A 26,420-nucleotide genomic window follows, 5' to 3' on the forward strand; every position below is an offset into this window, starting at 1 on the left:
CGAGCAAAACCGACGACCAGGCACGCCCCAAAGCCCAAAGCCGTCAATGCAGAATCAGCCATTCGCGACGACAATCAAAGCCTATGAACTTTGCGATTAGATCTCAAAAAAGGGAATAGCTGGAGGACAACTATGGGATTATTCCAAATTGCATAGCTGCGCAGACCGGGACCTTACGCGCAAAGAAAAACCCCAGTGGTTGCCCACTGGGGTTCTTCCTGACATCGCTTAAACTGCGATCAGAAGTTCCGCTGAGCGCGGAAACCACCCGACCACACGTCAGCCGAACCGCCGATCACGCTGGTGACGGCCGTGCCACGCGCGTTGTAGACGTTCTGCAGCGGATCAGAGCTCTCAACCTTGGTGTAGACGGCCTCGAGGCCGAGGTCGAGGTTCTTGACCGGCGACCACACAAGGTCGGTGCCGACCTGCCACAGGTTGGCGCTGGTGACGGCCACGACAGTCGAGGTCGGCATGTCGACGTTCACGTAACCACCGTACACGACCGAGCGCAGGCCCGGGGTCCAGTAGTGACGGAGCTGACCCTGGATCGCCCAGGCCTGGACGGTCGAGTAGTCGCCGAAATCGTTCACGCGCACGGCGTCAGCCAGCGGGATGAACGCGCCGGACAGGTAGCCGGCAGAGTCGACCTTGATGCGGCCCCAGGAGGTGGCAACGCCCTGGCTGTTGGCAGAGGCGCCAACATAATTGAGCGCGCCGTCAGAGTAGTTGGCCTGCAGGAGGAGGCTGTCGCCGGCCGCGAGGAACGGCAGCTTGAACTCCGCCTGAGCGCCAATCGCCCAGCCCCAGTTGTCCGTGGAGGACGCACCGGCATAAGCAGCGTTGAAGAAGGTGTTGTTGGTGTAGTCGAGGGCGTTCACCTGGTGCAGGGCACCCGAAAGCAGGAACGAACCCCAAGCCTGATCGAGGCGAATGTTCGCGACGATATCCGGGACGGTCTGGCCGGCCTGGTAGTTCTTGTAGGCGAGGCCGCCGCTGCTGGCGGTGTTCACCTGGGTGTCGAACGGGTTGTTCGAGTAGAAGAACGCGGTGCCGGTAGCGGTGGCAGCCTGCACGCCGGTGGTGCGGTTGGCCGCGTCTTCCAGGGCGATGCTGGCGGAGAAGCCGTTACCGAACTGGGCGGTGTAACCGATCAGGCTCGTCCAGGTGTTGGAGCCCGCATACGGCGTGGTCATCATGTAGTTGGTGCCCAGCTCGAAGAACGACTGGGTGTAGCCGAACGTGAAGCCGGAGAACTGGATGAACGCGCGCTCGAAATAGAAGCTGCTGTTCGGGCCCGAACCGGCGCCGGCCTGGGAGTCCCACTGGCCGCCGAAGCGGACGTAGGAGCGCAGGGTGCCGTAATCGGTCTGGGTGCGGGCGTCGAGGTCCACCACGCCGCGAACGCGGGTCAGGTAGTCGGCGTCGCCGTCATCACGGAAGGGGTAGCTGTACACGCCGGCGTTCGGGCCGGAGAAAGCGGCGCTGGCGCTGGAAGCGATGGCCGGGCGGAAGGTCGGGGCGGCGCCGACGATCGCGTCAACGCGAGCGTAGCCACCGATCTTCAGGCAGGTGTCGGTGCCGGGGATGTAGAAATAACCCGCGCCGTAAGCGGAGCACACCTTCACGTACTCCACCGCCTTCGCCTTGACCGGCAGATCGGCGGCCTGGGCTCCGGCCACCGCGACGAGACCCGCCGCGCTGCCAAGAAGAAGGCTCTTCACCATCGTCATTGTGACCTCCAAGTTTGGTTCCGAGGGAGCGAGCGCCGCTTCGCCGGTGCGTTTGCACGTTTGAGAGGTTCTTGCCCCGATTCCCATCCCACTGCGCCGCGTTCGAATCCGAAGCGTCAGCAGCGATCAGGTCGACCGGGGACTGCCCCCCTTCGTCGCAAAGCCAACATACAAAAGGCGGAAGCGTGTTCAATCAGAAGCACTCGAAACAGGCACTCCGCCGGCCCGTTTTCCCATGAGTGTTGCAAGAAGATCACGACCCCGAGATCGCCATCATAATACCACTCCGACGCTCAGGGCATGGCAAATCAACATATTCATAATAAATGATTTATTGCCCTTATCGGTGCCGGAGGCGGGACGTGTTTACCGGCCTCGATCAGCGCGTTTGCCGGCTACTCTTTTGGCCGTCCCCAGCCCCGCCGGAGGGTCTTCGGAGGCGCAGATCGGAAGGGGCTTGCCACAAAACGGGCGATTCACCGTTTCGAAATGACTCGAAATGCACCGGCGCCGGGGGAGACCTCGGGATTCGTGAAGGCGGCGCCGTCGTTCGGGCGTTTTCCGCCGTTCAGGCTCCGGCGTCCTCGTCCCCATAACCCACGAGGCGCAGGGGGCGGGCGCGGAGCTGGCGGGTCGCCGCCCAGTGCACCAGGGCCTCCTCGGCGCCATGGGTCACCCACAATTCCTCGCAGTCGGTGGCCAGGATGCTGGCCGTGAGCCCCTCCCAGTCCGCATGGTCGGAAACCACCAGGGGCAGTTCCACGCCGCGCTGGCGCGCACGGGCGCGCACGCGCATCCAGCCCGAGGCGAAGCAGGTGAGGGGCTCGGCGAACCGCCGCGCCCACAGGTCGGTCATCGCCATGGGGGGAGCGATGACGATGGCGCCGGCCAGCACCTTGCGCTGCGCTTCCGTCACCGGCTCCAGTGCTCCGAAGTCCAGGCCCTGCTGTGCGTAATAGGAGGTGACGGGCGCCAGCGCGCCATGGAGGTGCAGCGGCGCCGCATAGCCCTGCCCCCGGATGAGCGCCATCAGCCGCTGTGCCTTGCCCAGGGAGTAAGCGCCCAGCAGGTGGGTGCGCTCTGGGAAAAGGGCCACCGAGGCCAGCAGCCGCCCCACCTCCCCTTCAGCGGGCGGATGGCGGAACACCGGCAGGCCGAAGGTCGCCTCGGAGACGAACACGTGGCAGCGCACCGGCTCGAACGGCGCGCAGGTGGGGTCGGCCGCGTCCTTATAGTCGCCCGACACCACGATCACGAGGCCGTCCTTCTCCAGCCGCACCTGGGCCGAGCCCAGCACATGGCCGGCCGGATGAAGGCTCACGGTGACGCCGTTCACCATCACCCGCTCGCCATAGGCCAGCGCCTGGCGCGTGCCGGCGAAGCCGGGGCCGAGACGCAGCGCCATCAGGTCCAGCGTCTCGCGGGTGGCGAGCACATGGCCGTGGCCTGCGCGGGCGTGATCGGAATGGGCGTGGGTGATGATGGCGCGCGGCACGGCCCGCACCGGGTCCACATGGAAGTCGCCCGGCAGGCAAAGAAGCCCCTTGGGCGAAGGACAGAGCAGGTCTTCCGGGCGCACGGCTGGTCTCTCGCGAACACCCTATATATGGGGAGGAGAGCTGAACCTGCGAGGTCCCGTGGCCGCCCTTCCCCACTCCGCAAGCTCGGGCGATCCCGCCCTCGACCGCCGCCTCGACTGGGCCCGCGCCCTTTTGGAGGAAGGCGACCGCGCAGCCGCGGCCGAATTGCTTGCCGACACCGTCGCCGCCGCGCCCGGCTTCGCCGCCGCGTGGTTCCTGCTGGGCGAGACGCGGGAGGCGGAAGGGGATGCGGCGGCCGCCGCCGAGGCATTCTCCGCCGCGCGCGCGGCGGACCCGCGCGATGTGCTGGGCGCAGGACTGCGGCTGGCGCGCCTCGGCCATGCGCCGGCGGAAAGCGCCATGTCCGCCGCTTATGTGCGCACCCTGTTCGATCAATATGCCGACCGCTTCGACAGCGCCCTTCGCGACAAGCTCGCCTATCGCGGGCCGGAGCTGCTGCACGCCGCCCTTGCGCGCGTGGCTGGCCCGGGCCGGCGTTTCCGCCACGGGCTCGACCTCGGCTGCGGCACCGGGCTGGCGGCGCCCCTGTTCGCGCCGCAGGTGGAGGCGCTGGACGGCGTGGACCTTTCCCCCGCCATGCTGGCGCGGGCGGAAAAGCTCGGCCTCTACCGCACCCTGCAGGCGGGCGACATGGGCGAGGCGCTGGCCGCCGCGCCGGCGGCAGGCTTCGACCTCATCGTGGCGGCCGACGCCCTGTGCTACCTCGCGGCGCTGCCGCCCCTGTTCGCCGTAGCGGCGCGGGCGCTGGTGCCGGGCGGCCTCTTCGCCTTCACGGTGGAGACCCATTCCGGCACCGAGGTGCTGCTGCGGGAGACGCTGCGCTACGCGCACCCGGCCGCCACCGTGCGGGCGGCGGCGGCTTCGGCCGGGCTCGCCGTGCGGCTTCTGGAAGAAGCCTCCACGCGCAATGAAAAGGGGGCGCCGGTGCCGGGCCTCGTGGCCGTGCTGGCGCGCGCCTGAGGCGCGCGGGCGGGCTCACACCATCGGCCCCGGTCTTTGACCGGCGCCAAGTGGGTCCGCTCAAGCGCCGCGCGGGCTTGACCAAAGGCCCGTGAGGCAAACTCATGGGCTTTTTTGGCATCAGGCCTCGACGGCGCTTACCGGCAGCGCGAAGGGCTCGCCCTCGAAGGCGTCGCGCCCGCGCCCGATGGCGGCGATGGCCGCCACCATCCGCCCCTCACGGCCGAGGGCGGCATCGGCCAAAGCGATGATGCGAGCGTTGGGCGTGGCTGTGGGCGAAGCGCGGCGCAGGCGCAGCGCCAGCTCCATCTCGTCCTGCTCCGGCACCAGGGCGCACACGGAGGCGTAGGCCGCCGCGGTGGAGCGCGAGATGCCGGCGAAGCAGTGGATGACCAGGGGAGTCTGGCGCGGCCAGGCCTGCACGAAGTCGAACAGATCGTGCATGTGGCGCTCGGCCGGGGCCACCATGCCCTCCATCTCCTCCACGATGTCGTTGATGCCGAGGAAGAGATGGTTGGTGGGGTCCACGTTGCTCGGGCGGGTGAACACGGTGCTGCCGTTGATGAGCGAGATCACGTGGCGCGCGCCGGTGGCGGCCACGGTTTCATGCAGCTTGGCGAGCGAGCATACGTGGATCATGTCTCAAGCTCCTCGAAGCGTTGCAGGAGCCGCCTTTTCGCGGTCTCCGCCTCCCAGGGCGTGAGATAGTCACTTTCCTCAAGGGCGTCGAGGTGCACCGGGCGGCCGAAGAAATGCCGCGCTTCCTCCGCCGAGAAGCCGGCAAGGCGGGTCGCCTCCAGATAGGCAGAGGCGCAATCGGCCGCCTTCACGACCTTCACCAGCGCTGCCGGCCATGCCGCGGGCAGGGAAAAGCGCAGGGAGATGGCGGCGAGCAGGCGCGCCTCGATCACCTTGTAGTCACCCCCCAGCACCGCCTTGAAGGGCGAGATCATGTCGCCGATCACATATTCCGGCGCATCGTGCAGCAGCACGCACAGCCGCCAGCGCGGATCGAGATCGGGATGGGTCACGCGCGAGAGGCGCTCGGTCAGCAGCGAGTGCTGGGCCACGGAGAAGATGTGGGTGCCCCGCGTCTGGCCGTTCCAGCGGGCGACGCGGGCGAGGCCGTGGGCGATGTCCTCGATCTCCACGTCGAGGGGGGAGGGATCGAGCAGGTCGAGCCGGCGGCCGGAAAGCATCCGCTGCCACGCCCGCGGCGGCGCGCCGCGCTTTGCTCGCGCCGGGCGAGCCGCGGCGGAAGCGGGAGCGTCTGCGGGCGGGGTGGAGGATCGGGCGGTCACGAATCGGGTGCTCCGTTATCGTAGGATGGTCATAGACGATCCCGGTGAAGGTGAGGCCGACGCCGCATCCGCGACCGGGGGATAACCACCGCAGGAGAGGCGCCGTGAGTACAGCCCCGAGCCCCATGCCCATCGATGTCCGGCCCACCCTCGCGGCGAGCGCGGCGGTGTTCCGCGGGCCGCTGGTGCTGCTGGCGCGCCGCGCGGGGCCGCCCGGCACCCCCGCCGCCGGCCTCTGGAGCCTGCCGGGCGGGAGGGTCGAGCCCGGAGAGACGCTTGAGGAAGCCGCTCGCCGCGAACTGCGGGAGGAGGTGGACGTGGAGGCCGAGATGGCGGGCGTGGCGGCAACGCGCGAGATCATCCGCCGCGACGGCGAAGGCCGGCTCATCGCCCATTTCGTGGTGGTAGCGCACGCCGCCCGCTGGCGCGCGGGCGAACCGCATGCGAGTGCGGAGGCGACGGAGGTGGGCTGGTTCCGCCCCGCCGAGATCGCCCGCCTCCCGGCAACCGAGGGGCTGGCGGAAGTCGTTGCCGCCGCCGCGCGCCTGCTGGCGGTGGAGTAGCGGACACGGCGCCTGCGGAAGCCTGTGGAGGTGCGCGGGGAAAACCACATATCTCCACAAAATGGCACGATTATTGTTTATAGTGCGGGAGAATTCGAACGAGGAGCAGCCTATGGCCTTCGTCCACCGCATCGGCGCCCGGTCCCACGCCTTCGCAGACCTGAAGGACCTGATGGCCAAGGCGACCCCGCCCCGCTCCGGCGACATGCTCGCCGGCATCGCCGCCGCCTCGGCGGAGGAGAACGTGGCGGCCAAGATGTGCCTCGCGGAGGTACCGCTGAAGGCGTTCCTCTCCGAGGCGCTGGTGCCTTACGAGGAGGATGAGGTGACCCGCCTGATCCTCGACGAGCACGATGCCGCCGCCTTCGCCCCGGTCTCTGCCATGACCGTAGGCGATTTCCGCGACTTCCTGCTCTCCGAACAGGCAACTCCGGAAGTGCTCGCCGGCCTCGCCCGCGGCCTGACGCCGGAGATGGTGGCCGCCGTCTCCAAGATCATGCGCAACCAGGACCTCATACTGGTTGCGAAGAAGTGCCGGGTGGTGACGCGCTTCCGCAACACCATCGGCCTGCCCGGCACCATGGCGGTGCGCCTCCAGCCCAACCACCCCACGGACGATGCCGCCGGTATTTCCGCCACCATCCTCGACGGCCTGCTCTACGGCTGCGGCGACGCCGTCATCGGCATCAACCCCGCCTCGGACAGCCTGCCGGGCATCGACCGCCTCCTGAGGCTGATGGACGAGGTGATCCGCCGCTTCGAGATCCCCACCCAGAGCTGCGTGCTCACCCATGTGACCAGTTCCATCGAGTTGATGAACCGGGGCGCGCCGGTGGACCTCGTGTTCCAGTCCATCGCCGGCACCGAGGGGGCGAACCGCTCCTTCGGCGTCGATCTCAAGGTGCTGCAGGAGGGCTATGAGGCCGCCCGCGCGCTGAAGCGCGGCACCGTGGGGCAGAACGCCATGTATTTCGAGACCGGCCAGGGCTCCGCCCTCTCCGCCGGCGCCCATCACGGGGTGGACCAGCAGACCCTGGAGGCCCGCGCCTATGCGGTCGCCCGCAAATACGAGCCGTTGCTGGTGAATACCGTGGTCGGCTTCATCGGCCCTGAATACCTTTATGACGGCAAGCAGATCATCCGCGCCGGGCTGGAGGACCACTTCTGCGGCAAGCTGCTGGGCGTGCCGCTGGGGGTGGACGTGTGCTACACCAACCATGCCGAGGCGGACCAAGACGACATGGACACCCTGCTCACCCTGCTCGGCGCGGCGGGGGTCACCTATGTGATGGGCATTCCCGGCGCCGACGACGTGATGCTGAACTACCAGTCCACCTCCTTCCACGACGCCCTCTACATCCGCGAGGTGCTGGGCCTGAAGCGGGCGCCGGAGTTCGAGGCGTGGCTGGAGCGCATGGGCATCACGGATGCCGCGGGCAGGCTGCTGCCGGCCAGCGGCGCCCACCCCCTTCTCGGCTTCGTTCAGGAGCAGGCGGCATGATCGCGCGCGATCCCTGGCAGTCCTTCGCCCGCCACACCCCGGCGCGCATCGCGCTGGGCCGCACCGGCGCCAGCCTGCCGACGGAGGAGGTTTTGCGCTTTTCGCTCGCCCACGCCCAGGCGCGCGACGCGGTGCACATGCCCTTCGATGCCGACACCGTGGAGGGCGAAATCCAGGCGCTGGGCTTCAAGACCCTTCGCGTGGAGAGCGCCGCCCCCGCCCGCGACATCTACCTGCGCCGCCCCGATCTCGGCCGCCGGCTCAGCGCGGCGAGCCGGGAGAAGCTGGCGGCCCGCGATGCCGCGCCCGTCGACCTCGCCATCGTGGTGGCGGATGGCCTCTCCGCCGCCGCCATCCACGCCCAGACCACCCCTTTCCTCGCCGCCTTCAAGCCGTGGATCGAGAAGGAAGGCTGGAGCGTCGCTCCGGTGGCGGTCGCCGCCCAGGCCCGCGTGGCGCTGGGCGACGAGGTGGGCGCACTGCTGAAGGCCCGTGCCCTGGTGGTGCTGGTGGGCGAGCGGCCGGGCCTCTCCTCTCCGGACAGCCTGGGGCTCTACCTCACCCTCGGACCGAAAGCCGGCCGCTCAGACGCCGAGCGCAACTGCATCTCCAATGTGCGCGCGGAGGGGCTGAGCCATGGGCTTGCGGCCTTCAAGCTCGCCTGGCACATCCGCGCGGCGCTGCGGCTCGGCCTTACCGGCGTGGGTCTGAAGGACGAGAGCGACCTGCTGCTCGTGAACGGAGCACCGCCCGCGGCTCTTCCTGACCTTACGTAAGTTTCTGGAAGGGCATAAAATTTGCCTTACGTCAGGTGGGCGGGGGCCGGCAGCGGCCGCATCGCCGGCTAGCTGCATGAGGGTGTCATGGCTGACGTCAAGACGACTGACGGCAAGGGGAGTGGTGTGACCTACACCACCGTGGATGTCGCCTATTTCGAGCAACGGGCGCTGAAGCGCCATGCCCGCGTGTGGTCGCTGTGGGCGCTCGGGGTCGGCGCGGTGATCTCGGGCCACTTCTCGGGCTGGAATCTCGGCATCGCCTCGGGCGGCTGGGGCGGCATGTTCATCGCCGCGGTCATCATCGCCATCATGTATCTCGGCCTCACCTTCTCCATCGCCGAGATGTCGCCCGCCCTGCCCCACACCGGCGCGGCCTATTCCTTCGCCCGCACCACCATGGGGCCGTGGGGCGGCTTCGTCACCGGCCTGTGCGAGAACGTGGAATATGTCATCACGCCAGCGGTGGTGGTGTCCTTCATCGGCTCGTACATGGGCTCCATTTTCGGCACGCCGCCTGAATTTCAGCCAGTCTACTGGATCTTCGGCTACATCCTCTTCGTAGGGCTGAACGTGGTGGGCGTGGAGCTCTCCTTCCGCGTCACGCTGGTGGTGACGTTGGCGGCCCTCGCCTGCCTCGTGGCCTTCTGGGTCAGCGCGCTGCCGGTGGCGGACTTCTCCCGCTGGGCGCTCAACATCGGCGTGGGGCCGGACGGCACCGCCGTGGAGCTGCCCAACGGCGGCGGCCCGTTCCTGCCGTTCGGCCTCGGCGGCGCGTTCGCGGCCCTGCCGTTCGCGGTGTGGCTGTTCCTCGCCATCGAGCAGCTTCCCCTGGCGGCCGAGGAATCGGTGGACCCGAAGACCGACATGCCCAAGGGCATCATGGCCGGCATGGCGACGCTCATCGTCTCCGCCTTCATGATCCTGTGGCTGAACTCCTCGGTGGCAAACGGCGCGTTCGGCCTTTCCACCTCGCTGGAGCCGCTGCTGGACGGCTTCAAGGCCATCTACGGCACCGGCCTCGCCAAGCTGCTCGCCGGCGTGGCGGTGATCGGCCTCATCGCCTCCTTCCACACCATCATCTATGCGCAGGGGCGGCAGATCTACTCGCTCTCGCGGGCCGGCTACTTCCCGCGCAGCCTCTCCATCACCCACGGCGGGCGCAAGACGCCGCACGTGGCCATGATGGCCGGCGCGGCGGTCGGCCTCGTCATCATGCTGGTGATCTGGTTCGCCCTGGGGGCGGATGCGGGCGCGGCGGCCATCGGCGGCACGCTGCTCAACATGGCCGTGTTCGGCGCCATGCTCTCCTACGTCATGCAGGCCATCTCGTTCATCCTGCTGCGGAAGAACATGGGCCACATCGCCCGACCCTATAAGAGCCCGTTCGGCATTCCGGGAGCGGTGGCCACCATCGTCATCGCCCTCGTCACCATCTACTACCAGCTCTCCGACCCGGTCTACCGCTCGGGCGTGATCGGGGTCGCCATCTGGTTCGCGGTGGGCATCGCCTATTTCGCGGCCTTCGGCCGGCACAAGCTCGTCCTCTCGCCGGAGGAAGAGTTCGCCATGTCCAAGGGCACCACCGAGTACAAGAGCTACTGACGCGCCGCCCCCGGCCGGAAGGCCGGGGGCATCATGCAAGATGATCAGGCCGCCTCGACCGAGACCACGCGGTAGGTGTGCATCTCATCGTCCTCGCGGACGGAAATGTACTCGCCCACCTCGAACTTTTCGTCTCCGAAGCGGTAGCCGGCCTCGTCGTCATCGGCGCCGGCCACATCGTAGCGGAAGGCCCAGCTCCCGCCGGGGCGGCGGACCAGGTGGCCCACCTCGTCCGCCTCGTCGGGGCGGAAGCGCACCACGCGGCAGTGCTCGCGCTGGCGCGTCCACAGCTCGGGGTCGATCTTCCCATCGGCCGCGAGCGGCGCCACGAAGGTGTAGCCGAAGTTTCGCGACCCTTCCGGGAAGCCCTTCTCGCGGGCCAGCTCCATGCGGATCTTGTGCAGGCCGTGCGGAAGCTGCGTCATCGTTTTCTCCCACCGTCTCTCGGTTTCCGGGCGGCGCGCGTCGCTCCGCGTCGTTCGGCGGCCCCGCGCCGCCTCCCGGTTGCGCCGCCACTCTAGAAGATCGACGGCGATTCGCGAGCCCGCGGCCCCAACGCCCCCGGCCAAGCCGCCTGCCACCCTTGCCCGCGAGGCGATTTGGCGCACAATGGGAAGACAGCTTGCCATTCGCATGCACGCAACGGGATACTCATGGCCGCCCGGCAGGAACCAGAATGCGGCAGCGCACGTTGAAGGTGTGGACCTGACCAGGCCCAGGCCGCGGAGATGAAGGCGCCGAAGGCAGCCTTTGACCTGTCGCAACGCGCGGGAAGCGTTCTTCCGCGATATTTCCCTTCCCCTCGCCGGTTCAACGGATCGGGGGCGGAGGGAGTGATCGCCACCAGAAGGAGTAATGCCATGAGTGACGCGAACATCTTCCAGGGCCTGAACCGTGTGTGGGATACCGGAACTCCGCCCATGGCTTGGCCCACCACCGCGTGGAAGAACTATTTCTTCGAATGCCCGGTGGCCGTCACCTCTCATCTTCAGCGCTTCATGATGCGTCAGGCGCAGGATCAGATGCAGGTTTTCGCCGAGCTGGCGCGGGACCCCAACCCGACCAATGCCATCACCCGCCAGAGCGCGTTCGCGCAGCAGGCTGCGCTCGCCTGGAACGCCGAGATGATGGAGCTGGCCGAGCTGGTGCAGAGCAAGCTCCTGTCCTCCGCGGCTCCCACCGCCGAGGCTGAAAAGGCGCCGCTCGCGCGCGCGGCGTGACCTGCGGGCGCTGCCCGCAGACAGGCGCCTCCGGCAGGAAAGCCCGGCCGGGGGCGCGCCTTTCGGCGTTGTGCGTCACGCCGTTGCCATGAGGGTGGCATTGCCACCGGCAGCGGTCGTGTTGACGGAGGTCGAGACCTCCCGCATCAGCCACGCCAGCGGCACCTCCGCCTCCTCCTCGAACGACACGGTATGAAGCGGCACGAGCGGTCCCTCGCGCGCGGCGAAGCGCTGTGAAAGTACCGAGATCCGCACCGCGTCCCCTTCCGCCAGAGCCGCGTCCACCGGTCCCGTGTCCTCCCCCGTCCTTATCCAGGACATCCGCCGCCGCACCGCGCGCGGCAGCGTCCGGCGCCATGCGGATGAAAGCTCCGCCAGATCGCCGGGCACCTCCGCCACCACATGATTGCCGGTGGCGAGGGCAGCGGCCGCCAGCGTGAGCAGGCTCCCGCGCGTCTCGGCCGACACCAGCACCCGGCCGCGCGGCACCAGGGCATAGAGATTGCTCTCGCCGACCGGTCCGGGAAGCGTGGCGGCGACACCGAGGGGCGCCATGGCCGCCCAGCCCCGCGCGCGGTGGGCCAGCCCCGCGAGACCCTGCGCTTCGAGCCAGCCGGCGAAGGCGAGCGCCGCGCCATCGGGCTTCTCCCCGGCATTGGCCACGGGCAGGCCCGGCGCGCCGCGCACCAGGCGCTGGAGGTAGAGCGGCCCGCCGGCCTTCGGCCCGGTGCCGGAAAGACCGTGCCCGCCGAACGGCTGCACGCCCACCACGGCGCCGATGATGTTGCGATTCACATAGATGTTGCCGGCCCGCACCCGCGCCGTGACGTCCGCGATGGTGGAATCAAGCCTCGTGTGGAGACCGAAGGTGAGGCCGTAGCCGGTGGCGTTCACCGCCTCGATCACGCGCCGAAGGTCCCGCCGCCGATAGCGCAGCACATGCAGCACCGGGCCGAACACCTCCCCTTCCAGCTCCGCCAGGGCGGCAATCTCGATCAGCGCCGGCGCCACGAAGGTGCCGTGGTCGGCCTCGGGCGACAGCGGCGCGCGATGAACCTTGTGGCCGCGCGCGGCCATCCGCGCCACATGGGCCTCGATCGCCTCCCGCGCGGCGGGGCGGATGACCGGCCCCACATCCGCGCAAAGCCGCCCGGTGGGCGCCACGCGCAGCTCGGCCATGGCGCCGCGGATGAGCGCGAGGATATGGTCCGCCACCTCCTCCTGTACGCAGAGCACCCTGAGCGCCGAGCAGCGCTGGCCGGCGCTGTCGAAGGCGGAGGAGATCACATCCGCCACCACCTGCTCCGGCAAAGCGGAGCTGTCCACCACCATGGCGTTCTGCCCACCGGTCTCCGCGATCAGCGGCAGCGGCCGTCCCTCCGGCGAAAGCCGGCCGGCGAGGCTGGCCTGGATCAGCCGCGCCACCGGGGTGGAACCAGTGAACAGCACCCCCGCCACCTGTGGAGCCGCCACCAGGGCCGCGCCCACCGTGCCGTCGCCCGGCAGAAGCTGGAGCACATCCTGCGGCACGCCGGCCCGACGGAGGATGCGCACCGCCTCGGCGGCGATCAGCGGCGTCTCTTCCGCCGGCTTCGCGAGCACGCTGTTGCCGGCGGCGAGGGCGGCCGCAACCTGCCCGGTGAAGATGGACAGCGGGAAATTCCAGGGGCTGATGCAGACCATGGGGCCGAGCCCCCTCTGGTCGGCGCGCAGGCCCTCGGCCGCGCACGCGTAATAGCGCAGGAAATCGACGGCCTCGCGCACCTCCGCGATGGCGTCCGCGGCGGATTTTCCGGCCTCGCGCATCATCAGGCCCGTCAGCTCGCCCATGCGCGCCTGCATCTCGTCGGCCGCCGCGCGCAGCGGCGCCACCCGGCGCGCCACCGGCGCCCCGGCCCAGCCGGGTGCGGCCGCGGCGGCGTGGCCCATGGCCGCCTCCACTTCGCCCGGCCCGCATTCGGAAACCATCCCCACCACGTTCCGTCCGTCGGCGGGGTCGAGCACCGGCCGTGCCGGTCCCGCGCCCGAAGGCGGGGCGGCGCTCCAGCTTCGGGCGGTGCCGGCGGCGAGAGCCTCCGAAAGATGTTCGAGGACATATTCATCCGAAAGGTCGAGCCCGGACGAATTGGGCCGATCCGCGAACAGCCCGCCCGGCCGCGCGATGCGCGGATGCGGGGCGCCCGGCTCCGCCATGGCCCGCACGGCGGCAGCGGGATCGGCCGCCAGTTCCTCCACCGGCACGGAGGGATCTGCGAGGCGGTGGACGAAGGAGGAGTTGGCGCCATTCTCCAGCAGCCGCCGCGCGAGATAGGCGAGCAGCGTGGCGTGGCCGCCGACAGGCGCATAGATGCGGCAGGGCCGGTTCAGCCCGCCCGCGCCCACCACCGCCTCGTAGAGCGGCTCGCCCATGCCATGGAGGCACTGGAACTCATAGGAGCCCGGCGAGAACTGGCCGCCTGCCAGATGGTGGATGGAGGCGACCGTCTGCGCATTGTGGGTGGCGAACTGGGGAAACACCGCATCCCGCGCCGCCAGCAGCCGGCGCGCGCACGCGATGTAGGAGACGTCCGCATGCGCCTTGCGCGTGAAGACCGGAAAATCGGCGAGCCCGTCCACCTGCGCGCGCTTGATCTCGGCGTCCCAATAGGCTCCCTTCACCAGCCGCACCATGATGCGCCGCCCGCCGCGCCGCGCGAGATCCACGACCCAGTCCAGCACGAACGGACAGCGCCGGCCGTAAGCCTGCACCGCGAGGCCGAGGCCATTCCAGCCGGCGAGCGCGGGGTTGGCGCACAGCGCCTCCAGCACATCCAGGGAAAGCTCCAGCCGGTCCTGCTCCTCGGCATCGATGGTGAGGCCGATGCCGTAGCCCTTCGCCAGCGCCGAAAGCGCGGAGAGGCGCGGCACCAGCTCGGCCATGACGCGCCCCGCCTGGGCGCGGCCATAGCGCGGATGCAGCGCCGAGAGCTTGATGGAGATGCCCGGCCCGGCATAGGCCCCGCGCCCGGCCGCCGCCTTGCCGATGGCGTGGATGGCCTCCTCATAGGCGTGATGGTAGCGCTCGGCATCGCCGGCGGTCACCGCCGCCTCGCCCAGCATGTCGTAGGAATAGAGGAAGCCCCGCGCCTCCGGCCCGCGGGCACGGGCGAGCGCATCCTCGATGGTCTCGCCCATCACGAACCGCTCGCCCATCCGCCGCACCGCCAGCGCCAGCACCGCGCGCACCAGGGGCGCGGCGCACCGGCCGGCAAGCCGCGCGAGCGCCGCCGGGAAGCCTTCCGCATGCTCCGCGCGCGCCAGAACGCCTGCCGCCGCGAGCCCCCGCATCGCTGCTCCGGCGAGAAGAGAGCGTCCCTCGCGCCGCCGCAAGTGCGCGCGCCAATCGCCGCGACCGAGGGCATCGCGGATCAGCGCGTCCCGTGTCGCCGGGTCGGGAATGCGCATCAGCGCCTCGGCGAGGCCCATGAGGGCCGTGCCCTCCGGGCTCGACAGGGGGAACTCCCGCAACAGCTCGTCCACCATCGCGCCACGCGGCCGCGCGCGCAGCGCCCGCGCCAGATGGACGGCGGTCGCGGCGATCTCCGTCCGCAAGCCCGAAGGCAAGGTCGCCGCCTGAAGCAGGGGCGCAAGGCATTCAGGCTCGGGGCGCCGGGTGGCGGCCGTCACCGCCCGCCGCAGCGCCGAACGCGGGGGCACGGGCCCGACGAAATCGGAAAAGGGAGCGGGCGCCTCGGCGCGCTGCGCGGAGCGGCTGGTATCGGCGGTCATGCTGCACGGTCCCCCGGCGACCGGCCCGCTGCGCGAAGACGGCAGGTGGGCCGCATTCCTGCGCCGCAGTGTAGCAGGCCCGGCCGTGACAAGCCGATTCTTCGGCGGGCGGCGCCGGCCGGGCGCGATGACAGGCAGCGGAGGCGGCACGAATGCGCGCCCGCCTCACGCTCGAGCCCGCCTCCTGGCGGCGCCGCTTCAGTTTGGCTCAAATGCTGCGCGGGCGTGGCCAAAGGCCCGTGAGAAAAGCCCATAGCCCTTGGGCGTGGCAGCGCTTTCCAAGCGCCCCGACCGGCGGAAGGCGCCGCAAGTCTTCGCATCGACGCGGCGTCCGAACGCGAGCCGGTATCCACACGACTTGAAGACGCCGCTGAACGCACGATCCTGCGTCACTGAGGACGCAGGCGCTGTTCCGGTCGCACCCTGCTGTCGGACCTGCACCGGGCCCGTCCGGTCCCTATTGGAAGGCAAGCCCCTCCGTCGCCGCGCGCCAAGGGGCTGGCGCGAACGCCGAAGCGCGCCGCAGGAACCTCCCCAGACCAAATGCTCATTCGCCCTGGATGGATGCAGGATGATGCGCGCGAAGACGGAAGGCGTGAACAAGCCCCCCCCCGGCTACCCTCTGCCCACGCCAGGGCATCCCAAGAGAAGGGGCTCCTGGCTCGCGTCAATAAAACGCGTATCTTCAATAACCTGGAGCGACCACTGCGAGCCAATGCAAACGGAAGGCGCCAGCACCGGCGCTGCGCCCTTCACGGCATCCCGGCGCCATGCGGCAGGAAGGAATGACACTATCCCCCGAGGGAAAGCGCGGCTGCGTCAGCCGGCCCGCGCGCCCAGGCGCAGCAGCGCCACGGCGGCGTCCATCTCCAGGCGGCGGGCGGCGCGGCGGGCGGTGGCGGCCTCATCCTCGCCCCACAGCTCGCGGTTCCAGTCCTCGTCCACGTGGGCGGCCTGCCAAGCGGCGTCGGCCTCGATCACGCCGCCCGCCACAGCCAGCGCCAGCAGGGCCGAGCCGGTGAGGGTGGTCATCACGTGCATGGCCGCCAGCGGCAGCGCCTCCTGCGGCACCAGGGCGTGCACCCGCGCCAGGGATTCCTCCGGCTGGGCCACATGGCATATGCCCTCGGCCAGGAAGAAGGGCGCGCCATGGGCCTCGCGCGCCCAGGCCAGCACCGGATCCCAATGCCGCGCCTGACGCTCGACCAGCCCGTCCGGGCCCTCGGCGCGATAGAACAGCATGTCGGAGCCCACGTAGCGCGCCACCTCCTCGCGCACCGCGCCCGCTTCCGCCGCCACCCGGTCGAGCGCGACATTCACGAGCCGCGTCAGCGGCATGGAGAGGGGATCGATCTCGCTCTCCTGGGCCTCCCACTCCTTCACCAGCGCCTCGGCCAGGGCACGGGTGGGCACCTGCAGCAAGCCGCGCGCGGGTGTGCGCACGGGGCGTCCGTCCAGCAGCACCGTGAAGCCGCCTTCCGCCTCGCCCACGGCCACGTTCTTGTAGAAGCGCTTCATCTGCTGGGGGCGCTGAGCGGCCTGGGCACGGGCCATGGGATTGGCCGGCCCGCCGGCCGCGTCGGCGCCTTCGGTCTCCAGGTCCGTCAGCAGCTCGCGCATTCCACCCTCCCCTCGCCCGCTTCGGTGCCGAGCAGCTCGGCCAGCGCCGCCGGAACGTCCTCGAACCGCTCCACCACCCGCTGGGCGCCCGCGTGCCAGAGCTCCTCGGTGGCGTGGTAGCCCCAGGCGACACCGAGCGCGGCGGCGCCGGCGGCACGCGCCATGGCCATGTCGAACGAGGTATCGCCCACCACCACGGTGTGGGCGGGGCCGATTCCAGTCTCCATCATCGCCTGCTGCACCATGGCCGGATGGGGCTTGGAGGGTGCGTCGTCGGCGGTCTGGATGGTGGAGAACCAGCCCTCCATGTCATGGGCCTGGAGCACCCGCCCCACCCCACGCCGGGCCTTGCCGGTGACCATGCCGAGCACCACGTCCTCACGCGCCCGGAGCGCCGCCAGCACCTCCCGCGCGCCGGGGAACATCGGCTCGGGCGGCCGGCTGTCGCGCAGGCGCATGAAGGCGCTGCGATAGGCTTCGGTCATGGACGCGACAGGATAGGCCGGGTCTCCCTCCGCCAGCACGGTGAACGCCTCGGGCAGGGAAAGCCCCACCACCGAGAGCAGGCGCCCACGGGAAGGAACGGCGAGCCCCGCCGCGGTATGGGCGTCATGCATTGCGGCGACGATCATGTGCTGGCTGTCCACCAGCGTGCCGTCGCAATCGAACAGCACCAGGGCCAGGGGCGCGGAGGGCGTATCTGGGCCGGCGGTGCGGCCATCGGGCGGCGTCATTTCTGGGTCATCTTCTGGGTCGCGATGTCATAGACCCATGTGGCGCCGGAGGGGTCCTGGAACAAGATCTCCCGGAAGCCGCGCTGCAGGCACTGCTTGGGGAAAGGCCCGGCCACGATCAGCTCCGCCGCCGTCTTCGCCGCGAAATTGAACTTGATGACGAGCACCGTGTCCTTCGGGCCGGAGGTGCTCACCTGCAGGTCGAGCCCGTTCTGGGCGAAGCTGTCCTGCTTGCTGCGGGCGAAGGCGCGGCGCGATTCCGGGTCGCCTTCGGGAATCTCCTCGGGCGCGGCGGCCGGCGCCGACGGCGGCGCCACCGCGACGGTGGGCGAGGTCTCGCCCCCGGCGCGCTCGGGCGGCGGCGCGAAGGCCCAAGGCGCAGTCTCGCCCATGGGCGAGGCGGCAGTATCAGGCTGCGTCGGACGCGGAGCATCGGCGGGTGCCGCAGCGCCATTCTGCATCGCAGGTGCGACCGGTGGCGGCGGAGCCGGCGGCGCAACCGCTGGCGCAACTGCCACCACCGGCGGCGTCTGCGCAGGCGGAGCCTCGGCGGCGGGCGCCGCAGGGCGTGGCGCGGGAGAGGAGAGCACCCACCACACGAGCGCCCCGGCCACCAGCGCCACCGCCGTGCCCGCGACGCCCGCCACCACCGGCGTCAGGATGCTGGAGCGCAGGGAGCGCCCGCAGAAGGGGCACTGGGTCTCTTCCGGATAGACCTGCGCCCCGCAGCCGGGGCAGAAGTCGTGCTTCGTGTTCATGCCTCACCGTCTCCGCTGGCCGCCGGCCGGGTTCCGGCCGGATCTGCCGCGCCGACCGAATCGGCCGGCGCACCCTTCCGTTTCCCGGAAGGTAGCAGGAGAAACCGGCCTATCGGCCCTGCCGGGGCAGCGCCCTGATGAACCGCTCTAGCAGAGCAATGTGGCGGTGCCTAATTGGGATTGCCGAAATCCAGCGGCGGAGGCGGCGGCGCGTCGAGCCCCGGCGACAGGCTGTCGAACTGCTGCTGGATCTGCGACTGGTCGAGCTGGACGCCCGCCGCCTTGTAGTGCGTCACCATCTGCGGGAACAGGACGATGAGCGCCACCATCAGCAGCTGGATCAGCACGAACGGCACCGCGCCCCAATAGATCTGCCCCGTGGTGACCGGCTGGGTGAGCTTGCCCGTCACGCGGTCGATGTAGGGCGTCTTCGCCGCCACCGAGCGCAGGAAGAACAAGGCGAAGCCGAACGGCGGGTGCATGAAGGAGGTCTGCATGTTCACCGCCAGCATGACGCCGAACCAGATGAGGTCGATGCCGAGCTTGTCCGCCGCAGGCCCCAGCAGCGGGATGATGATGAAGGCGAGCTCGAAATAATCGAGGAAGAAGGCCAGCACGAACACCAGCAGGTTCACCGCGATCAGGAAGCCGGTCTGGCCGCCGGGCAGCGACACCAGCAGCTCCTCCACCCACTTGTGACCGTCGACGCCGTAGAAAGTGAGCGAGAACACGCGCGCGCCGAGCAGGATGAACAGCACGAAGGCCGAGAGCTTGGCGGTGGAATAGGTGGCCTGGCGCATCAGGTCGAACTTGAGGCGCCCGCGGGCGGCGGCGAGCGCCAGCGCGCCCACCGAGCCCATGGCGCCACCCTCCGTGGGGGTGGCGACGCCGATGAAGATGGTGCCGAGCACCAGGAAGATGAGCGCCAGCGGCGGCACCATCACGAACACCACCTGCTCCGCCAGCCTGGAAAGCAGGCCCAGGCGGAACAGGCGGTTCACCACCGCGATGACGAAGGCGAGCGCCACCGTCGCCGACATGGTGAGCACCACGTAGTCGGAGCCGAACTTCAGCCCCCACTCCTCCATCAGCGCGATGGAGAGGCCGATGGCGAGCGCCATCACGAGATAAAGCGAGGCGGTGAGCAGCCGCGCGGTGCCCGAGAGGATGAAATAGAGCACCGCGAACGCACCGATGCCCCAGACGACCGTATTGGCGAGGCCCGGCAGCGTGCCGGCGGTGAGGCCCGGCAGGCTGCCGGTGGCGATCAGCACCGCGAAGCCGGCCGCAGTCAGCGCGCCGAGCAGGCTGGCGAAGCCGGTCTTCTCGCCCTGCACGCGCAGGGTCTGCGCCTCCAGAGGCAGGCCCGGCGCCGCCTGCGGGAAGATGGAGGAGATGATGAAGATATAGAGGGCGTAGAGGCCCGCCAGCAGCAGGCCGGGCACAAAGGCGCCCTCGTACATGTCGCCCACCGAGCGGTTGAGCTGGTCGGCCATGACGATGAGCACGAGGGAGGGGGGGATGATCTGCGCCAGCGTGCCGGAGGCGGCGATAACGCCCGAGGCCACGCGACGGTCGTAGCCGTAGCGCAGCATGATGGGCAGGGAGATGAGGCCCATGGAGATCACGGAAGCCGCCACCACGCCGGTGGTGGCGGCCAGCAGCGCGCCCACGAAGATGACCGCATAGGCAAGGCCGCCGCGGATGGAGCCGAACACCTGCCCGATGGTGTCCAGCAGGTCCTCCGCCATGCCGGACCGCTCGAGGATGAGCCCCATGAAGGTGAAGAACGGCACCGCGAGCAGCACCTCGTTGTTCATGGTGCCGTAGACGCGCTCGGGCAGCGCCTGGAGGAAGTCGGGCCGGAACAGGCCGAGCCAGATGCCGACGACGCCGAAGATGAGGCCGTTGGCCGCCAGCGAGAAGGCGACCGGGTAGCCCAGCAGCAGGAACACCACCAGCGCCACGAACATGATCGGCGCCATGTTGTGGATGAACCAGCCGCGGAAGCCGGGCTCGGCCGCGAAGGCGACATCCGGCAGGAAGGCGACGAGTGCGAAGGCTGCGAGCAGCACCACGCCGATGTGCGCGAGGCGGAGGCGGCGCAGGGCCGCGAAGGAAGCGATGGCCATGGTCCCGTTCCTCAGCGCTGGGTCTGCGAAGAGGCGCCCGGCGCCCCGCTCTGCCCATTGGCGTCCGCCTGCCCGTCCATCAGGCGCTCCGCCTCGGCGGCGAGCGCCGCATGGCTGCCGCCCGTGCCCTCGTTGGGGTCCTCCATGCGGCCTGTGAAGATGGCCACGCGCTTGATGAGCTCGGAGATGCCCTGCAGCGTGAGGAAGAAGAAGCCGAGCGGCACCAGCGCTTTCGCCGGCCACTGCGGCAGGCCGCCGGCGTTCAGCGACTGCTCGTCGATGGCATAGGAGGTGAGGAAGAAGGGCACCGAGGTCCACAGCAGCAGGATGGAGAAGGGCAGCAGGAAGAACAGGTGGCCGAAGATATCGATGCCGTCCCGCATGCGCTTGGAAAGGTGGGAGTTCACGATATCGATGCGGATGTGCTCGTTGTCGAGCAGCGTCCAGGAGGCACACAGGAGAAACACGGCCGCGAACAGCACCCATTGCAGCTCCAGCCAGGAGTTGGAGCTGACATCGAACAGCTTGCGCACGATGGCATTCAGCGCCGAAACGAAGATGGCGACGACGATGAGCCAGGCGGCGATCTTGCCGATGCGCATGTTGATCGCATCGATGCCGCGGGCGAGCGCGAGCAAGGGTGTCATGGGTGCGTGTCCCTCGGGCGACTGTTATCGCGGGCCGCCCCCATTGACGCTGCGGGCTACCCATTGGGCGGGCACCATAGGCGAAGAGAAGCGCACTTCAAGTGCAGCGGGCCTCAAATCGCCCAGGAATGGCCACCGGTATGGCAAGAGTGGAGCAGAAGCGCGACAAAAGTCGAATGAAATTTCCAATATTGCGCCGCGAGTGGCGAAACGATGCTTTCGTTGCGGCGCGACAAGATCAGGCGGCAGGATCAGTCGCGACCGGCAGCCACCCACGGTGCCGGCCCCTTCAGCGCCGGCCCGCGCGTGAAGACGCCCTTCGCTCGGTCCCAGACGATGGCGGCCCCGGTGCCCGCGACGGGGCTCGCGCCCACGCACCAGGCGGCGATATCCGTCCCCGCGCGCGGCAGCAGCGCCGCCACGGGGCCCAGCGCATCCCAGCCGGCGGTTTCCTCGGTGGCCTCCTCGCCTCGCGTCCGGCACAGGGCAAAGTCGAGGTCCGTCGGCCATACCCGCTCGGTCACGAGGTTCCAGCGGCCGGAGGCGCGGGAGTAGAAGCGCAGCCGCCCGCCGAAGGGAGCGCCCTGCCGCCCCCCGCGCTCGCTGAGCGCGACCAGGGGGAAACCCTCGGGGTCGATCCAGGCCGCCAGCTCGGTCACAATGGTGTCGTCGCCCGCCCCGCCGCCACCGGTGATGCGCATGAAGGCGCCCAGGGCGTCGAGCAGCAGCGCGGGATGGCCACGGGAGGCCCCCGGCGGCCCCTCATCGATGCGCGCGCCGCCATCGGGCGAAACGGCGATCTCGTAGGCCGGGAAACCGTTGGGCTGCGCCACCTGCAGCTCGCGGTAGATGGACAGGATGTCCAGCTCCTGCGCCCACGCCGGCACAGTCGCCGCCAGCACCCCCGCCAGGGCCGCCGCGAGGAGCACGGGCAAGCGCCCCCGGCGCCTCATCCCTCCGGCGCCTCCAGGATGGGGTCGTACTGGCTGGCGTCGAAGCCGAGCACGGCGAAGGACTGCGCCATGTGCGGCGGCAGCGGCGCGGAAACGTCGATCACCCCCTGCCCGCGCGGATGGGGAATGACCAGCCGCCGCGCCAGCAGGTGCAGCTTGTTCTGGAGCCCGCCGGGCAATTCCCAGTTCTCGATGTTGAAATACTTGGGATCACCCACGATGGGATGGCCGATGTGGGCGAGATGGGCGCGCAGCTGGTGGGTGCGGCCCGTCACCGGCTTGAGGGAGAGCCAGCTCATCTTCTGCGCGGCCTGATCCACCACCGCATAATAGGTTATGGCATGGCTCGCCTCGTCCTCGCCGTGGCGGGCAACACGCATCTTCTCCTCCTCCTCGTCACGCGCGAGATAGGTGGAGATGCGCCCCTGGCGCGGCTTGGGCACGCCGGGCACGAGCGCCCAATAGACCTTGCGCGCCTCGCGCGAGCGGAAGCTCTTGGCCAGCACCGAGGCGGCAAGCCGGGTCTTCGCCACCAGCAGGCAGCCGGAGGTGTCCTTGTCGATGCGGTGGACGAGGCGCGGGCGCTGGCCGTCCTTGTCGCGCATGGTCTCCAGCAGGCCGTCCACGTGGCGGTAGGTGCCGGAACCGCCCTGCACGGCGAGGCCGAACGGCTTGTTGAGCACCATCACGTCCTTGTCCTCGTAGAGGATCAGGGAGCGGAGGAAAGTCAGGTCGTCATTGCCCTTGGCGCTTCCCTTGGCGCCGCCCTTGGCAGCCCCCGCGCCCTTGGCCGCCGCGCGCGGCGCGGACCCCTCGGAAGAGTCGTTGACGCCGTCCGTGGGGTCGGCCCCTTCCGTCGGCGCGCCCTCGGCGAGGGGCGGCACGCGCACGCTCTGGCCGGGATCGACGCGGGTGGAGGTCTTCACGCGCCCGCCGTCCACCCGCACCTGCCCGGTCCGCACCAGCTTCTGGAGGTGGCCAAAGGACAGGTCCGGGTAATGCAGCTTGAACCAGCGGTCGAGGCGCATGCCCGCCTCGTCCTCACTCACCGTCTTCAGCTCCACTGCCATCTTGGACCCATCCTCGCGCGGCGGCGTTCCGCCTTTCCGTCTGGCAATAGTGCATGGCGGGCGCGCCGTCACGTCTCGCGCGGGAAATGGCGCATCACGTGAGGATGCGCACCGCCCAGATGCCCGCGAACACGCCCAGGAAGCCGAACACCACCGAGGCCGACGCGTAGAGCAGCGCGAGGCCGGTGTCGCCACGCTCCATCAGGAACAGGAAGTCCAGGGAGAATGTGGAAAAGGTGGTGTAGCCGCCGAGCACGCCGGTGGTGAGGAACAGCCGCAGGCTCTGGCTCCAGGCCTCGCCATCCCTGAAGGCGAGATAGCCGGTGATGAGGCCCATCAGCAGGCTGCCGCTGACGTTGATGAGCAGCGTGGCGAAGGGAAAGCCGACGCCGAGCAGCCTGGGAATGGTGAGGTTCACGAGATGGCGCAGCACCCCGCCGAGGCCCGCCCCCAGGAAGACCACGACAACGGGATGGAAGAAAGCGGATGCCATGGGCCCTCCCCCTTTGAGGCTGGACCATCACTGGACCGATTCCTTCGCCCGGTCACGAGGCCGCCGGAGGGCCTCGCGCACTCGGATAACCGGGCGGAGGGAACCGGGCATGATGCCGGCCCCTCCCCGCCCGGCGGATCTCAGACTTCCGCGAGCGCCTGGTCGAGATCGGCGATGATGTCCGCCACATCCTCGATGCCCACCGACAGGCGCACCACCTCCGGCCCCGCCCCGGCGATCACCTTCGCCTCGTCCGTGAGCTGGCGGTGGGTGGTGGAGGCGGGATGGATGATGAGCGAGCGCGTGTCGCCGATGTTGGCGAGGTGCGAGAACAGCTCCACGTTCGAGACCAGCTGCACACCGGCCTCGTAGCCGCCCTTGAGCCCGAAGGTGAATACCGCGCCCGCGCCCTTCGGCAGGTACTTCTGCGCCAGGGCGTGGTAGCGGTCGTTCTCGAGGCCGGGATAACTCACCCACTCCACCTTGGGGTGGGCGGCCAGATACTTCGCCACCGCCAGGGCATTGTCGCTGTGGCGCTGCATGCGCAGGCCCAGGGTCTCGATGCCGGTGAGAATGAGGAAGGCGTTGAAGGGCGACAGCGACGGCCCGAGATCGCGCAGCCCCAGCGCCCGCGCGGCGATGGCGAAGGCGAAGTTGCCGAAGGTCTCGTGCAGCACCATGCCCTGGTACTCGGGCCGCGGTGCCGAGAGGAACGGGTAGCGGCCGGAGGCCGACCAGTCGAAGGTGCCGGCGTCGACGATCACGCCGCCAAGCGAATTGCCGTGGCCGCCCAGGAACTTGGTGGCCGAGTGCACGACGATGTCGGCACCGTGCTTGATGGGCTGCCACAGGTAGGGCGTGGCGAGGGTGTTGTCCACGATGAGGGGAACGCCCGCCTTCTTCGCGATGGCGGAGATGGCCGCGATATCCACCACCACGCCGCCCGGATTGGCCACGCTCTCCACGAAGATGGCCTTGGTCTTGTCGGAAAGGGCCGCCTCGAAGGTGGAGAGGTCGTCCGGGTCCGCCCACTTCACGTTCCAGCCGAAGCTCTTGAAGGCGTGGCTGAACTGGTTGATGGACCCGCCATAGAGCTTGCGCGAGGCGATGAATTCGTCGCCCGGCGTCAGCAGGGTATGGAACACGATGTGCTGGGCCGCGTGGCCGGACGCGACCGCAAGCGCCGCCGTGCCGCCTTCAAGCGCCGCCACCCGCTCCTCCAGCACCGCATTGGTGGGGTTGCCGAGGCGGGTATAGATGTTGCCGAAGGTCTGCAGGCCGAACAGCGCCGCCGCGTGGTCCACATCATCGAACACGAAGGAGGTGGTCTGGTAGATGGGGGTCGCGCGGGCGCCGGTGGTGGGGTCCGGCTGGGCGCCGGCATGGATCGCCAGCGTCGCGAAACCGGGCTCGTGCACGGGGGCCTCGGGGCGGATCTCGTCGGTCATCGGGGGCTCTCTCCCATGGTGCCGGCCTCAGAGGGCCGCCGTTAAGTTATATATTCCGATGTAATTTATCAGAAAATACATTTTTTTCGTGTTCAAGGCATTTTCAGGCGAAACGGGGGGCCATGCGCATGAAGAAGATGCCTCAGCGCGACGTGGGCCCCTGTGGCTTGCGCGCGGCGATGGAGAGGCGCTGCACGCCCTCACCCAGCCGCTTCGGCCGCCGCGACGACAGGGTGCGCGAGTTCACCCCCGTCCAGCCGATCTCGCCGGAGAGGCGCGCATATTCGATCTTCGGGCACCGGTTCATCACCACCTTGAGGCCGGCCGCCTCCGCCTGCGCGGCCACGTCGTCATGGCGCACGCCGAGCTGCATCCAGAGCACCTTCGGCAAGGGCGAGAGCGCGGAAACCTCGGCCCACACCGCCGGCAGGTGCTCGGGCGCGCGGAACACGTCCACCATGTCGATGGGTTCCGGCACGTCGGCGAGGGTGCCGACGAAGGTGAGCCCCGCCACCACCTTGCCCGCCTGCCCCGGATTGACCGGAAACACCCGGTAGCCGCGCTCGGCGAGATACTTCATGACGAAATAGGACGGCCGCGCGCTGTTGGCGCTGGCGCCGACGATGGCGATGGTCCGCACCTCCTCCAGGATGCCGCGGATATAGCTGTCGGCGTAGTGATCATGGTTCATGGCGTCCTCCCGTTCATGTCACCGGCGCCGGCCCGCTCACACGCGCGCCTTGGTGAAGAGGCGCCGGAAATTGCGCGTGGTGGCTTCCGCCACCTGCGCCGCGCTCACACCCCGCGCCTCGGCCAGCACCCGCGCCGTTTCCACCACGAACGAGGGCTCGTTGCGGTGGCCGCGATGGGGCACGGGCGCGAGATAGGGCGAATCCGTCTCCACCAGGAGACGATCCTCCGGGATGGTCGCCGCGATGGCGCGCAGGTCCGCGCTCTTCTTGAAGGTGATGACACCGGAGAAGGACACGTAGCCGCCGAGCGCCAGCGCCCGCCGCGCAAGCTCCGGCCCGGCGGTGAAGCAGTGCAGCAGGAAGGGAAAGGCCCCCTTGGCGCTCTCTTCCTCCAGGATGGCGGCGGTGTCCTCGTCCGCGTCGCGGGCGTGGATCACGAGCGGCAGGCCGGTCTCGCGCGCCGCCGCGATATGGGTGCGGAAGCCAAGGGCCTGCGCCTCGCGCGGGCAGGTGTCGTAGAAATAGTCGAGCCCCACCTCACCGATGGCCACCACCTTGGGATGGGCGGCGAGCGCCACCAGGTCGGCGGTGGTCACCTCGGGCTCGTCGGCGGCATTGTGCGGATGGGTGCCCACGGAGCAGCTCACCGCATCGAACCGCTCGGCGATGGCGCGCACGGCCTCGAAGGCGCGCACCCGCGTGCAGATGGTGACGAGATGGCCCACCCCGGCCGCCTGCGCCCGCGCCACCACATCGGGCAGCTCGGCGGAAAAATCGGGGAAATCGAGGTGGCAATGGCTGTCGACGAGCATGGCGAGGTCACGAATATCGGTAAGCTGCCCCTC

At 69.5% G+C, this 26,420-nt stretch carries 23 protein-coding genes; 6 read left to right on the plus strand and 17 right to left on the minus strand.

Features of this window, described 5'->3' with window-relative positions:
* Nucleotides 1–239 precede the first annotated feature (239 nt).
* Both V5F75_RS16070 and V5F75_RS16075 read right to left on the minus strand, forming a co-directional pair.
* Nucleotides 240–1,733 carry a porin gene (locus V5F75_RS16070; RefSeq protein WP_394033788.1) on the minus strand — a complete coding sequence of 498 codons (1,494 nt, stop codon included), beginning with the start codon at nucleotides 1,731–1,733 and terminating at the stop codon, nucleotides 240–242.
* Between the two features lie 568 nt (nucleotides 1,734–2,301).
* Nucleotides 2,302–3,312 (minus strand): ligase-associated DNA damage response exonuclease, encoded by a 1,011-nt coding sequence (locus V5F75_RS16075; protein WP_394033789.1) that lies wholly within the window; start codon nucleotides 3,310–3,312, stop codon nucleotides 2,302–2,304.
* A gap of 58 nt (nucleotides 3,313–3,370) precedes the next feature.
* Here V5F75_RS16075 and V5F75_RS16080 point away from each other — a divergent pair, with 58 nt between their 5' ends.
* Nucleotides 3,371–4,294, plus strand: coding sequence for a class I SAM-dependent DNA methyltransferase (locus V5F75_RS16080; RefSeq protein WP_394033790.1), 924 nt, complete (start codon nucleotides 3,371–3,373; stop codon nucleotides 4,292–4,294).
* 120 nt (nucleotides 4,295–4,414) lie between these two features.
* Here the strand turns inward: V5F75_RS16080 and V5F75_RS16085 are convergent, their stop codons facing one another.
* Nucleotides 4,415–4,933, minus strand: a complete 519-nt coding sequence (locus tag V5F75_RS16085) for a tyrosine phosphatase family protein (protein WP_394033791.1) — start codon at nucleotides 4,931–4,933, stop codon at nucleotides 4,415–4,417.
* Nucleotides 4,930–5,493: an HD domain-containing protein gene (locus V5F75_RS16090; protein ID WP_394033792.1), complete on the minus strand. Its 564-nt coding sequence runs from the start codon at nucleotides 5,491–5,493 to the stop codon at nucleotides 4,930–4,932. The genes V5F75_RS16085 and V5F75_RS16090 overlap by 4 nt, the downstream gene beginning before the upstream one ends.
* A gap of 206 nt (nucleotides 5,494–5,699) precedes the next feature.
* On the opposite strand from V5F75_RS16090, the gene V5F75_RS16095 reads away from it, so the two are divergent.
* The 4 genes from V5F75_RS16095 to V5F75_RS16110 all read left to right on the plus strand — a co-directional run bounded on the left by V5F75_RS16095 (nucleotide 5,700) and on the right by V5F75_RS16110 (nucleotide 10,040).
* Nucleotides 5,700–6,158 (plus strand): NUDIX hydrolase, encoded by a 459-nt coding sequence (locus V5F75_RS16095; protein WP_394033793.1) that lies wholly within the window; start codon nucleotides 5,700–5,702, stop codon nucleotides 6,156–6,158.
* A gap of 112 nt (nucleotides 6,159–6,270) precedes the next feature.
* Nucleotides 6,271–7,659: an ethanolamine ammonia-lyase subunit EutB gene (locus V5F75_RS16100; RefSeq protein WP_394033794.1), complete on the plus strand. Its 1,389-nt coding sequence runs from the start codon at nucleotides 6,271–6,273 to the stop codon at nucleotides 7,657–7,659.
* On the plus strand, nucleotides 7,656–8,435 hold the full coding sequence (gene eutC, locus V5F75_RS16105) for an ethanolamine ammonia-lyase subunit EutC (RefSeq protein WP_394033795.1): 780 nt from the start codon (nucleotides 7,656–7,658) through the stop codon (nucleotides 8,433–8,435). Before V5F75_RS16100 ends, eutC begins: the two co-directional genes overlap by 4 nt.
* An 87-nt stretch (nucleotides 8,436–8,522) precedes the next feature.
* Nucleotides 8,523–10,040, plus strand: a complete 1,518-nt coding sequence (locus tag V5F75_RS16110) for an amino acid permease (RefSeq protein WP_394033796.1) — start codon at nucleotides 8,523–8,525, stop codon at nucleotides 10,038–10,040.
* A gap of 44 nt (nucleotides 10,041–10,084) precedes the next feature.
* Here the strand turns inward: V5F75_RS16110 and V5F75_RS16115 are convergent, their stop codons facing one another.
* Complete coding sequence (locus V5F75_RS16115) at nucleotides 10,085–10,465, minus strand: hypothetical protein (protein ID WP_394033797.1); 381 nt, start codon at nucleotides 10,463–10,465, stop codon at nucleotides 10,085–10,087.
* Between the two features lie 435 nt (nucleotides 10,466–10,900).
* Here V5F75_RS16115 and V5F75_RS16120 point away from each other — a divergent pair, with 435 nt between their 5' ends.
* Entirely contained in the window at nucleotides 10,901–11,260 is a 360-nt protein-coding gene (locus tag V5F75_RS16120) for a hypothetical protein (protein ID WP_394033798.1), read from the plus strand.
* A 75-nt stretch (nucleotides 11,261–11,335) separates the two neighbouring features.
* Here V5F75_RS16120 and putA read toward each other — a convergent pair whose 3' ends face one another.
* The 12 genes from putA to V5F75_RS16180 form a co-directional block, all read right to left on the minus strand.
* A complete protein-coding gene (putA, locus tag V5F75_RS16125) occupies nucleotides 11,336–15,028 on the minus strand; it encodes a bifunctional proline dehydrogenase/L-glutamate gamma-semialdehyde dehydrogenase PutA (RefSeq protein WP_394033799.1) in 3,693 nt (1,230 codons plus the stop codon).
* Nucleotides 15,029–15,847: 819 nt separating this feature from the next.
* Nucleotides 15,848–16,648, minus strand: a complete 801-nt coding sequence (locus tag V5F75_RS16130) for an ATP12 family chaperone protein (RefSeq protein ID WP_394033800.1) — start codon at nucleotides 16,646–16,648, stop codon at nucleotides 15,848–15,850.
* Nucleotides 16,633–17,382: an HAD-IA family hydrolase gene (locus V5F75_RS16135; RefSeq protein ID WP_394033801.1), complete on the minus strand. Its 750-nt coding sequence runs from the start codon at nucleotides 17,380–17,382 to the stop codon at nucleotides 16,633–16,635. Before V5F75_RS16135 ends, V5F75_RS16130 begins: the two co-directional genes overlap by 16 nt.
* A complete protein-coding gene (locus V5F75_RS16140) occupies nucleotides 17,379–18,140 on the minus strand; it encodes a zinc ribbon domain-containing protein (RefSeq protein WP_394033802.1) in 762 nt (253 codons plus the stop codon). The genes V5F75_RS16135 and V5F75_RS16140 overlap by 4 nt, the downstream gene beginning before the upstream one ends.
* A gap of 170 nt (nucleotides 18,141–18,310) precedes the next feature.
* Nucleotides 18,311–20,125, minus strand: coding sequence for a TRAP transporter large permease (locus V5F75_RS16145; protein ID WP_394034087.1), 1,815 nt, complete (start codon nucleotides 20,123–20,125; stop codon nucleotides 18,311–18,313).
* Between the two features lie 158 nt (nucleotides 20,126–20,283).
* Nucleotides 20,284–20,919 (minus strand): TRAP transporter small permease subunit, encoded by a 636-nt coding sequence (locus V5F75_RS16150; RefSeq protein WP_394033803.1) that lies wholly within the window; start codon nucleotides 20,917–20,919, stop codon nucleotides 20,284–20,286.
* A 251-nt stretch (nucleotides 20,920–21,170) separates the two neighbouring features.
* On the minus strand, nucleotides 21,171–21,854 hold the full coding sequence (locus V5F75_RS16155; protein WP_394033804.1) for a hypothetical protein: 684 nt from the start codon (nucleotides 21,852–21,854) through the stop codon (nucleotides 21,171–21,173).
* 14 nt (nucleotides 21,855–21,868) lie between these two features.
* Nucleotides 21,869–22,942 carry an RluA family pseudouridine synthase gene (locus V5F75_RS16160; protein WP_394033805.1) on the minus strand — a complete coding sequence of 358 codons (1,074 nt, stop codon included), beginning with the start codon at nucleotides 22,940–22,942 and terminating at the stop codon, nucleotides 21,869–21,871.
* Between the two features lie 94 nt (nucleotides 22,943–23,036).
* Nucleotides 23,037–23,435 (minus strand): fluoride efflux transporter CrcB, encoded by a 399-nt coding sequence (crcB, locus tag V5F75_RS16165; protein ID WP_394033806.1) that lies wholly within the window; start codon nucleotides 23,433–23,435, stop codon nucleotides 23,037–23,039.
* A gap of 140 nt (nucleotides 23,436–23,575) precedes the next feature.
* Nucleotides 23,576–24,883: an O-acetylhomoserine aminocarboxypropyltransferase gene (locus tag V5F75_RS16170; protein WP_394033807.1), complete on the minus strand. Its 1,308-nt coding sequence runs from the start codon at nucleotides 24,881–24,883 to the stop codon at nucleotides 23,576–23,578.
* Nucleotides 24,884–25,025: 142 nt separating this feature from the next.
* The gene (locus V5F75_RS16175) at nucleotides 25,026–25,574 is read right to left on the minus strand and encodes a CoA-binding protein (protein WP_394033808.1); all 549 of its coding nucleotides are present in this window, start codon (nucleotides 25,572–25,574) and stop codon (nucleotides 25,026–25,028) included.
* A gap of 36 nt (nucleotides 25,575–25,610) precedes the next feature.
* Nucleotides 25,611–26,387 carry a TatD family hydrolase gene (locus V5F75_RS16180; RefSeq protein ID WP_394033809.1) on the minus strand — a complete coding sequence of 259 codons (777 nt, stop codon included), beginning with the start codon at nucleotides 26,385–26,387 and terminating at the stop codon, nucleotides 25,611–25,613.
* Nucleotides 26,388–26,420: the final 33 nt, after the last annotated feature.

Source organism: Xanthobacter albus (genome assembly GCF_043194895.2).
Lineage (GTDB): Bacteria > Pseudomonadota > Alphaproteobacteria > Rhizobiales > Xanthobacteraceae > Xanthobacter.

Coding starts and splice junctions, on each gene's coding strand:
- V5F75_RS16070 (WP_394033788.1), bottom strand. CDS start 1,733: ATGACGATGGTGAAGAGCCTTCTTCTTGGCAGCGCGGCGGGTCTCGTC.
- V5F75_RS16085 (WP_394033791.1), bottom strand. CDS start 4,933: ATGATCCACGTATGCTCGCTCGCCAAGCTGCATGAAACCGTGGCCGCC.
- V5F75_RS16090 (WP_394033792.1), bottom strand. CDS start 5,493: ATGCTTTCCGGCCGCCGGCTCGACCTGCTCGATCCCTCCCCCCTCGAC.
- V5F75_RS16100 (WP_394033794.1), top strand. CDS start 6,271: ATGGCCTTCGTCCACCGCATCGGCGCCCGGTCCCACGCCTTCGCAGAC.
- eutC (WP_394033795.1), top strand. CDS start 7,656: ATGATCGCGCGCGATCCCTGGCAGTCCTTCGCCCGCCACACCCCGGCG.
- V5F75_RS16110 (WP_394033796.1), top strand. CDS start 8,523: ATGGCTGACGTCAAGACGACTGACGGCAAGGGGAGTGGTGTGACCTAC.
- V5F75_RS16115 (WP_394033797.1), bottom strand. CDS start 10,465: ATGACGCAGCTTCCGCACGGCCTGCACAAGATCCGCATGGAGCTGGCC.
- V5F75_RS16120 (WP_394033798.1), top strand. CDS start 10,901: ATGAGTGACGCGAACATCTTCCAGGGCCTGAACCGTGTGTGGGATACC.
- putA (WP_394033799.1), bottom strand. CDS start 15,028: ATGACCGCCGATACCAGCCGCTCCGCGCAGCGCGCCGAGGCGCCCGCT.
- V5F75_RS16130 (WP_394033800.1), bottom strand. CDS start 16,648: ATGCGCGAGCTGCTGACGGACCTGGAGACCGAAGGCGCCGACGCGGCC.
- V5F75_RS16135 (WP_394033801.1), bottom strand. CDS start 17,382: ATGACGCCGCCCGATGGCCGCACCGCCGGCCCAGATACGCCCTCCGCG.
- V5F75_RS16140 (WP_394033802.1), bottom strand. CDS start 18,140: ATGAACACGAAGCACGACTTCTGCCCCGGCTGCGGGGCGCAGGTCTAT.
- V5F75_RS16145 (WP_394034087.1), bottom strand. CDS start 20,125: ATGGCGCCGATCATGTTCGTGGCGCTGGTGGTGTTCCTGCTGCTGGGC.
- V5F75_RS16150 (WP_394033803.1), bottom strand. CDS start 20,919: ATGACACCCTTGCTCGCGCTCGCCCGCGGCATCGATGCGATCAACATG.
- V5F75_RS16160 (WP_394033805.1), bottom strand. CDS start 22,942: ATGGCAGTGGAGCTGAAGACGGTGAGTGAGGACGAGGCGGGCATGCGC.
- crcB (WP_394033806.1), bottom strand. CDS start 23,435: ATGGCATCCGCTTTCTTCCATCCCGTTGTCGTGGTCTTCCTGGGGGCG.
- V5F75_RS16170 (WP_394033807.1), bottom strand. CDS start 24,883: ATGACCGACGAGATCCGCCCCGAGGCCCCCGTGCACGAGCCCGGTTTC.
- V5F75_RS16175 (WP_394033808.1), bottom strand. CDS start 25,574: ATGAACCATGATCACTACGCCGACAGCTATATCCGCGGCATCCTGGAG.
- V5F75_RS16180 (WP_394033809.1), bottom strand. CDS start 26,387: ATGCTCGTCGACAGCCATTGCCACCTCGATTTCCCCGATTTTTCCGCC.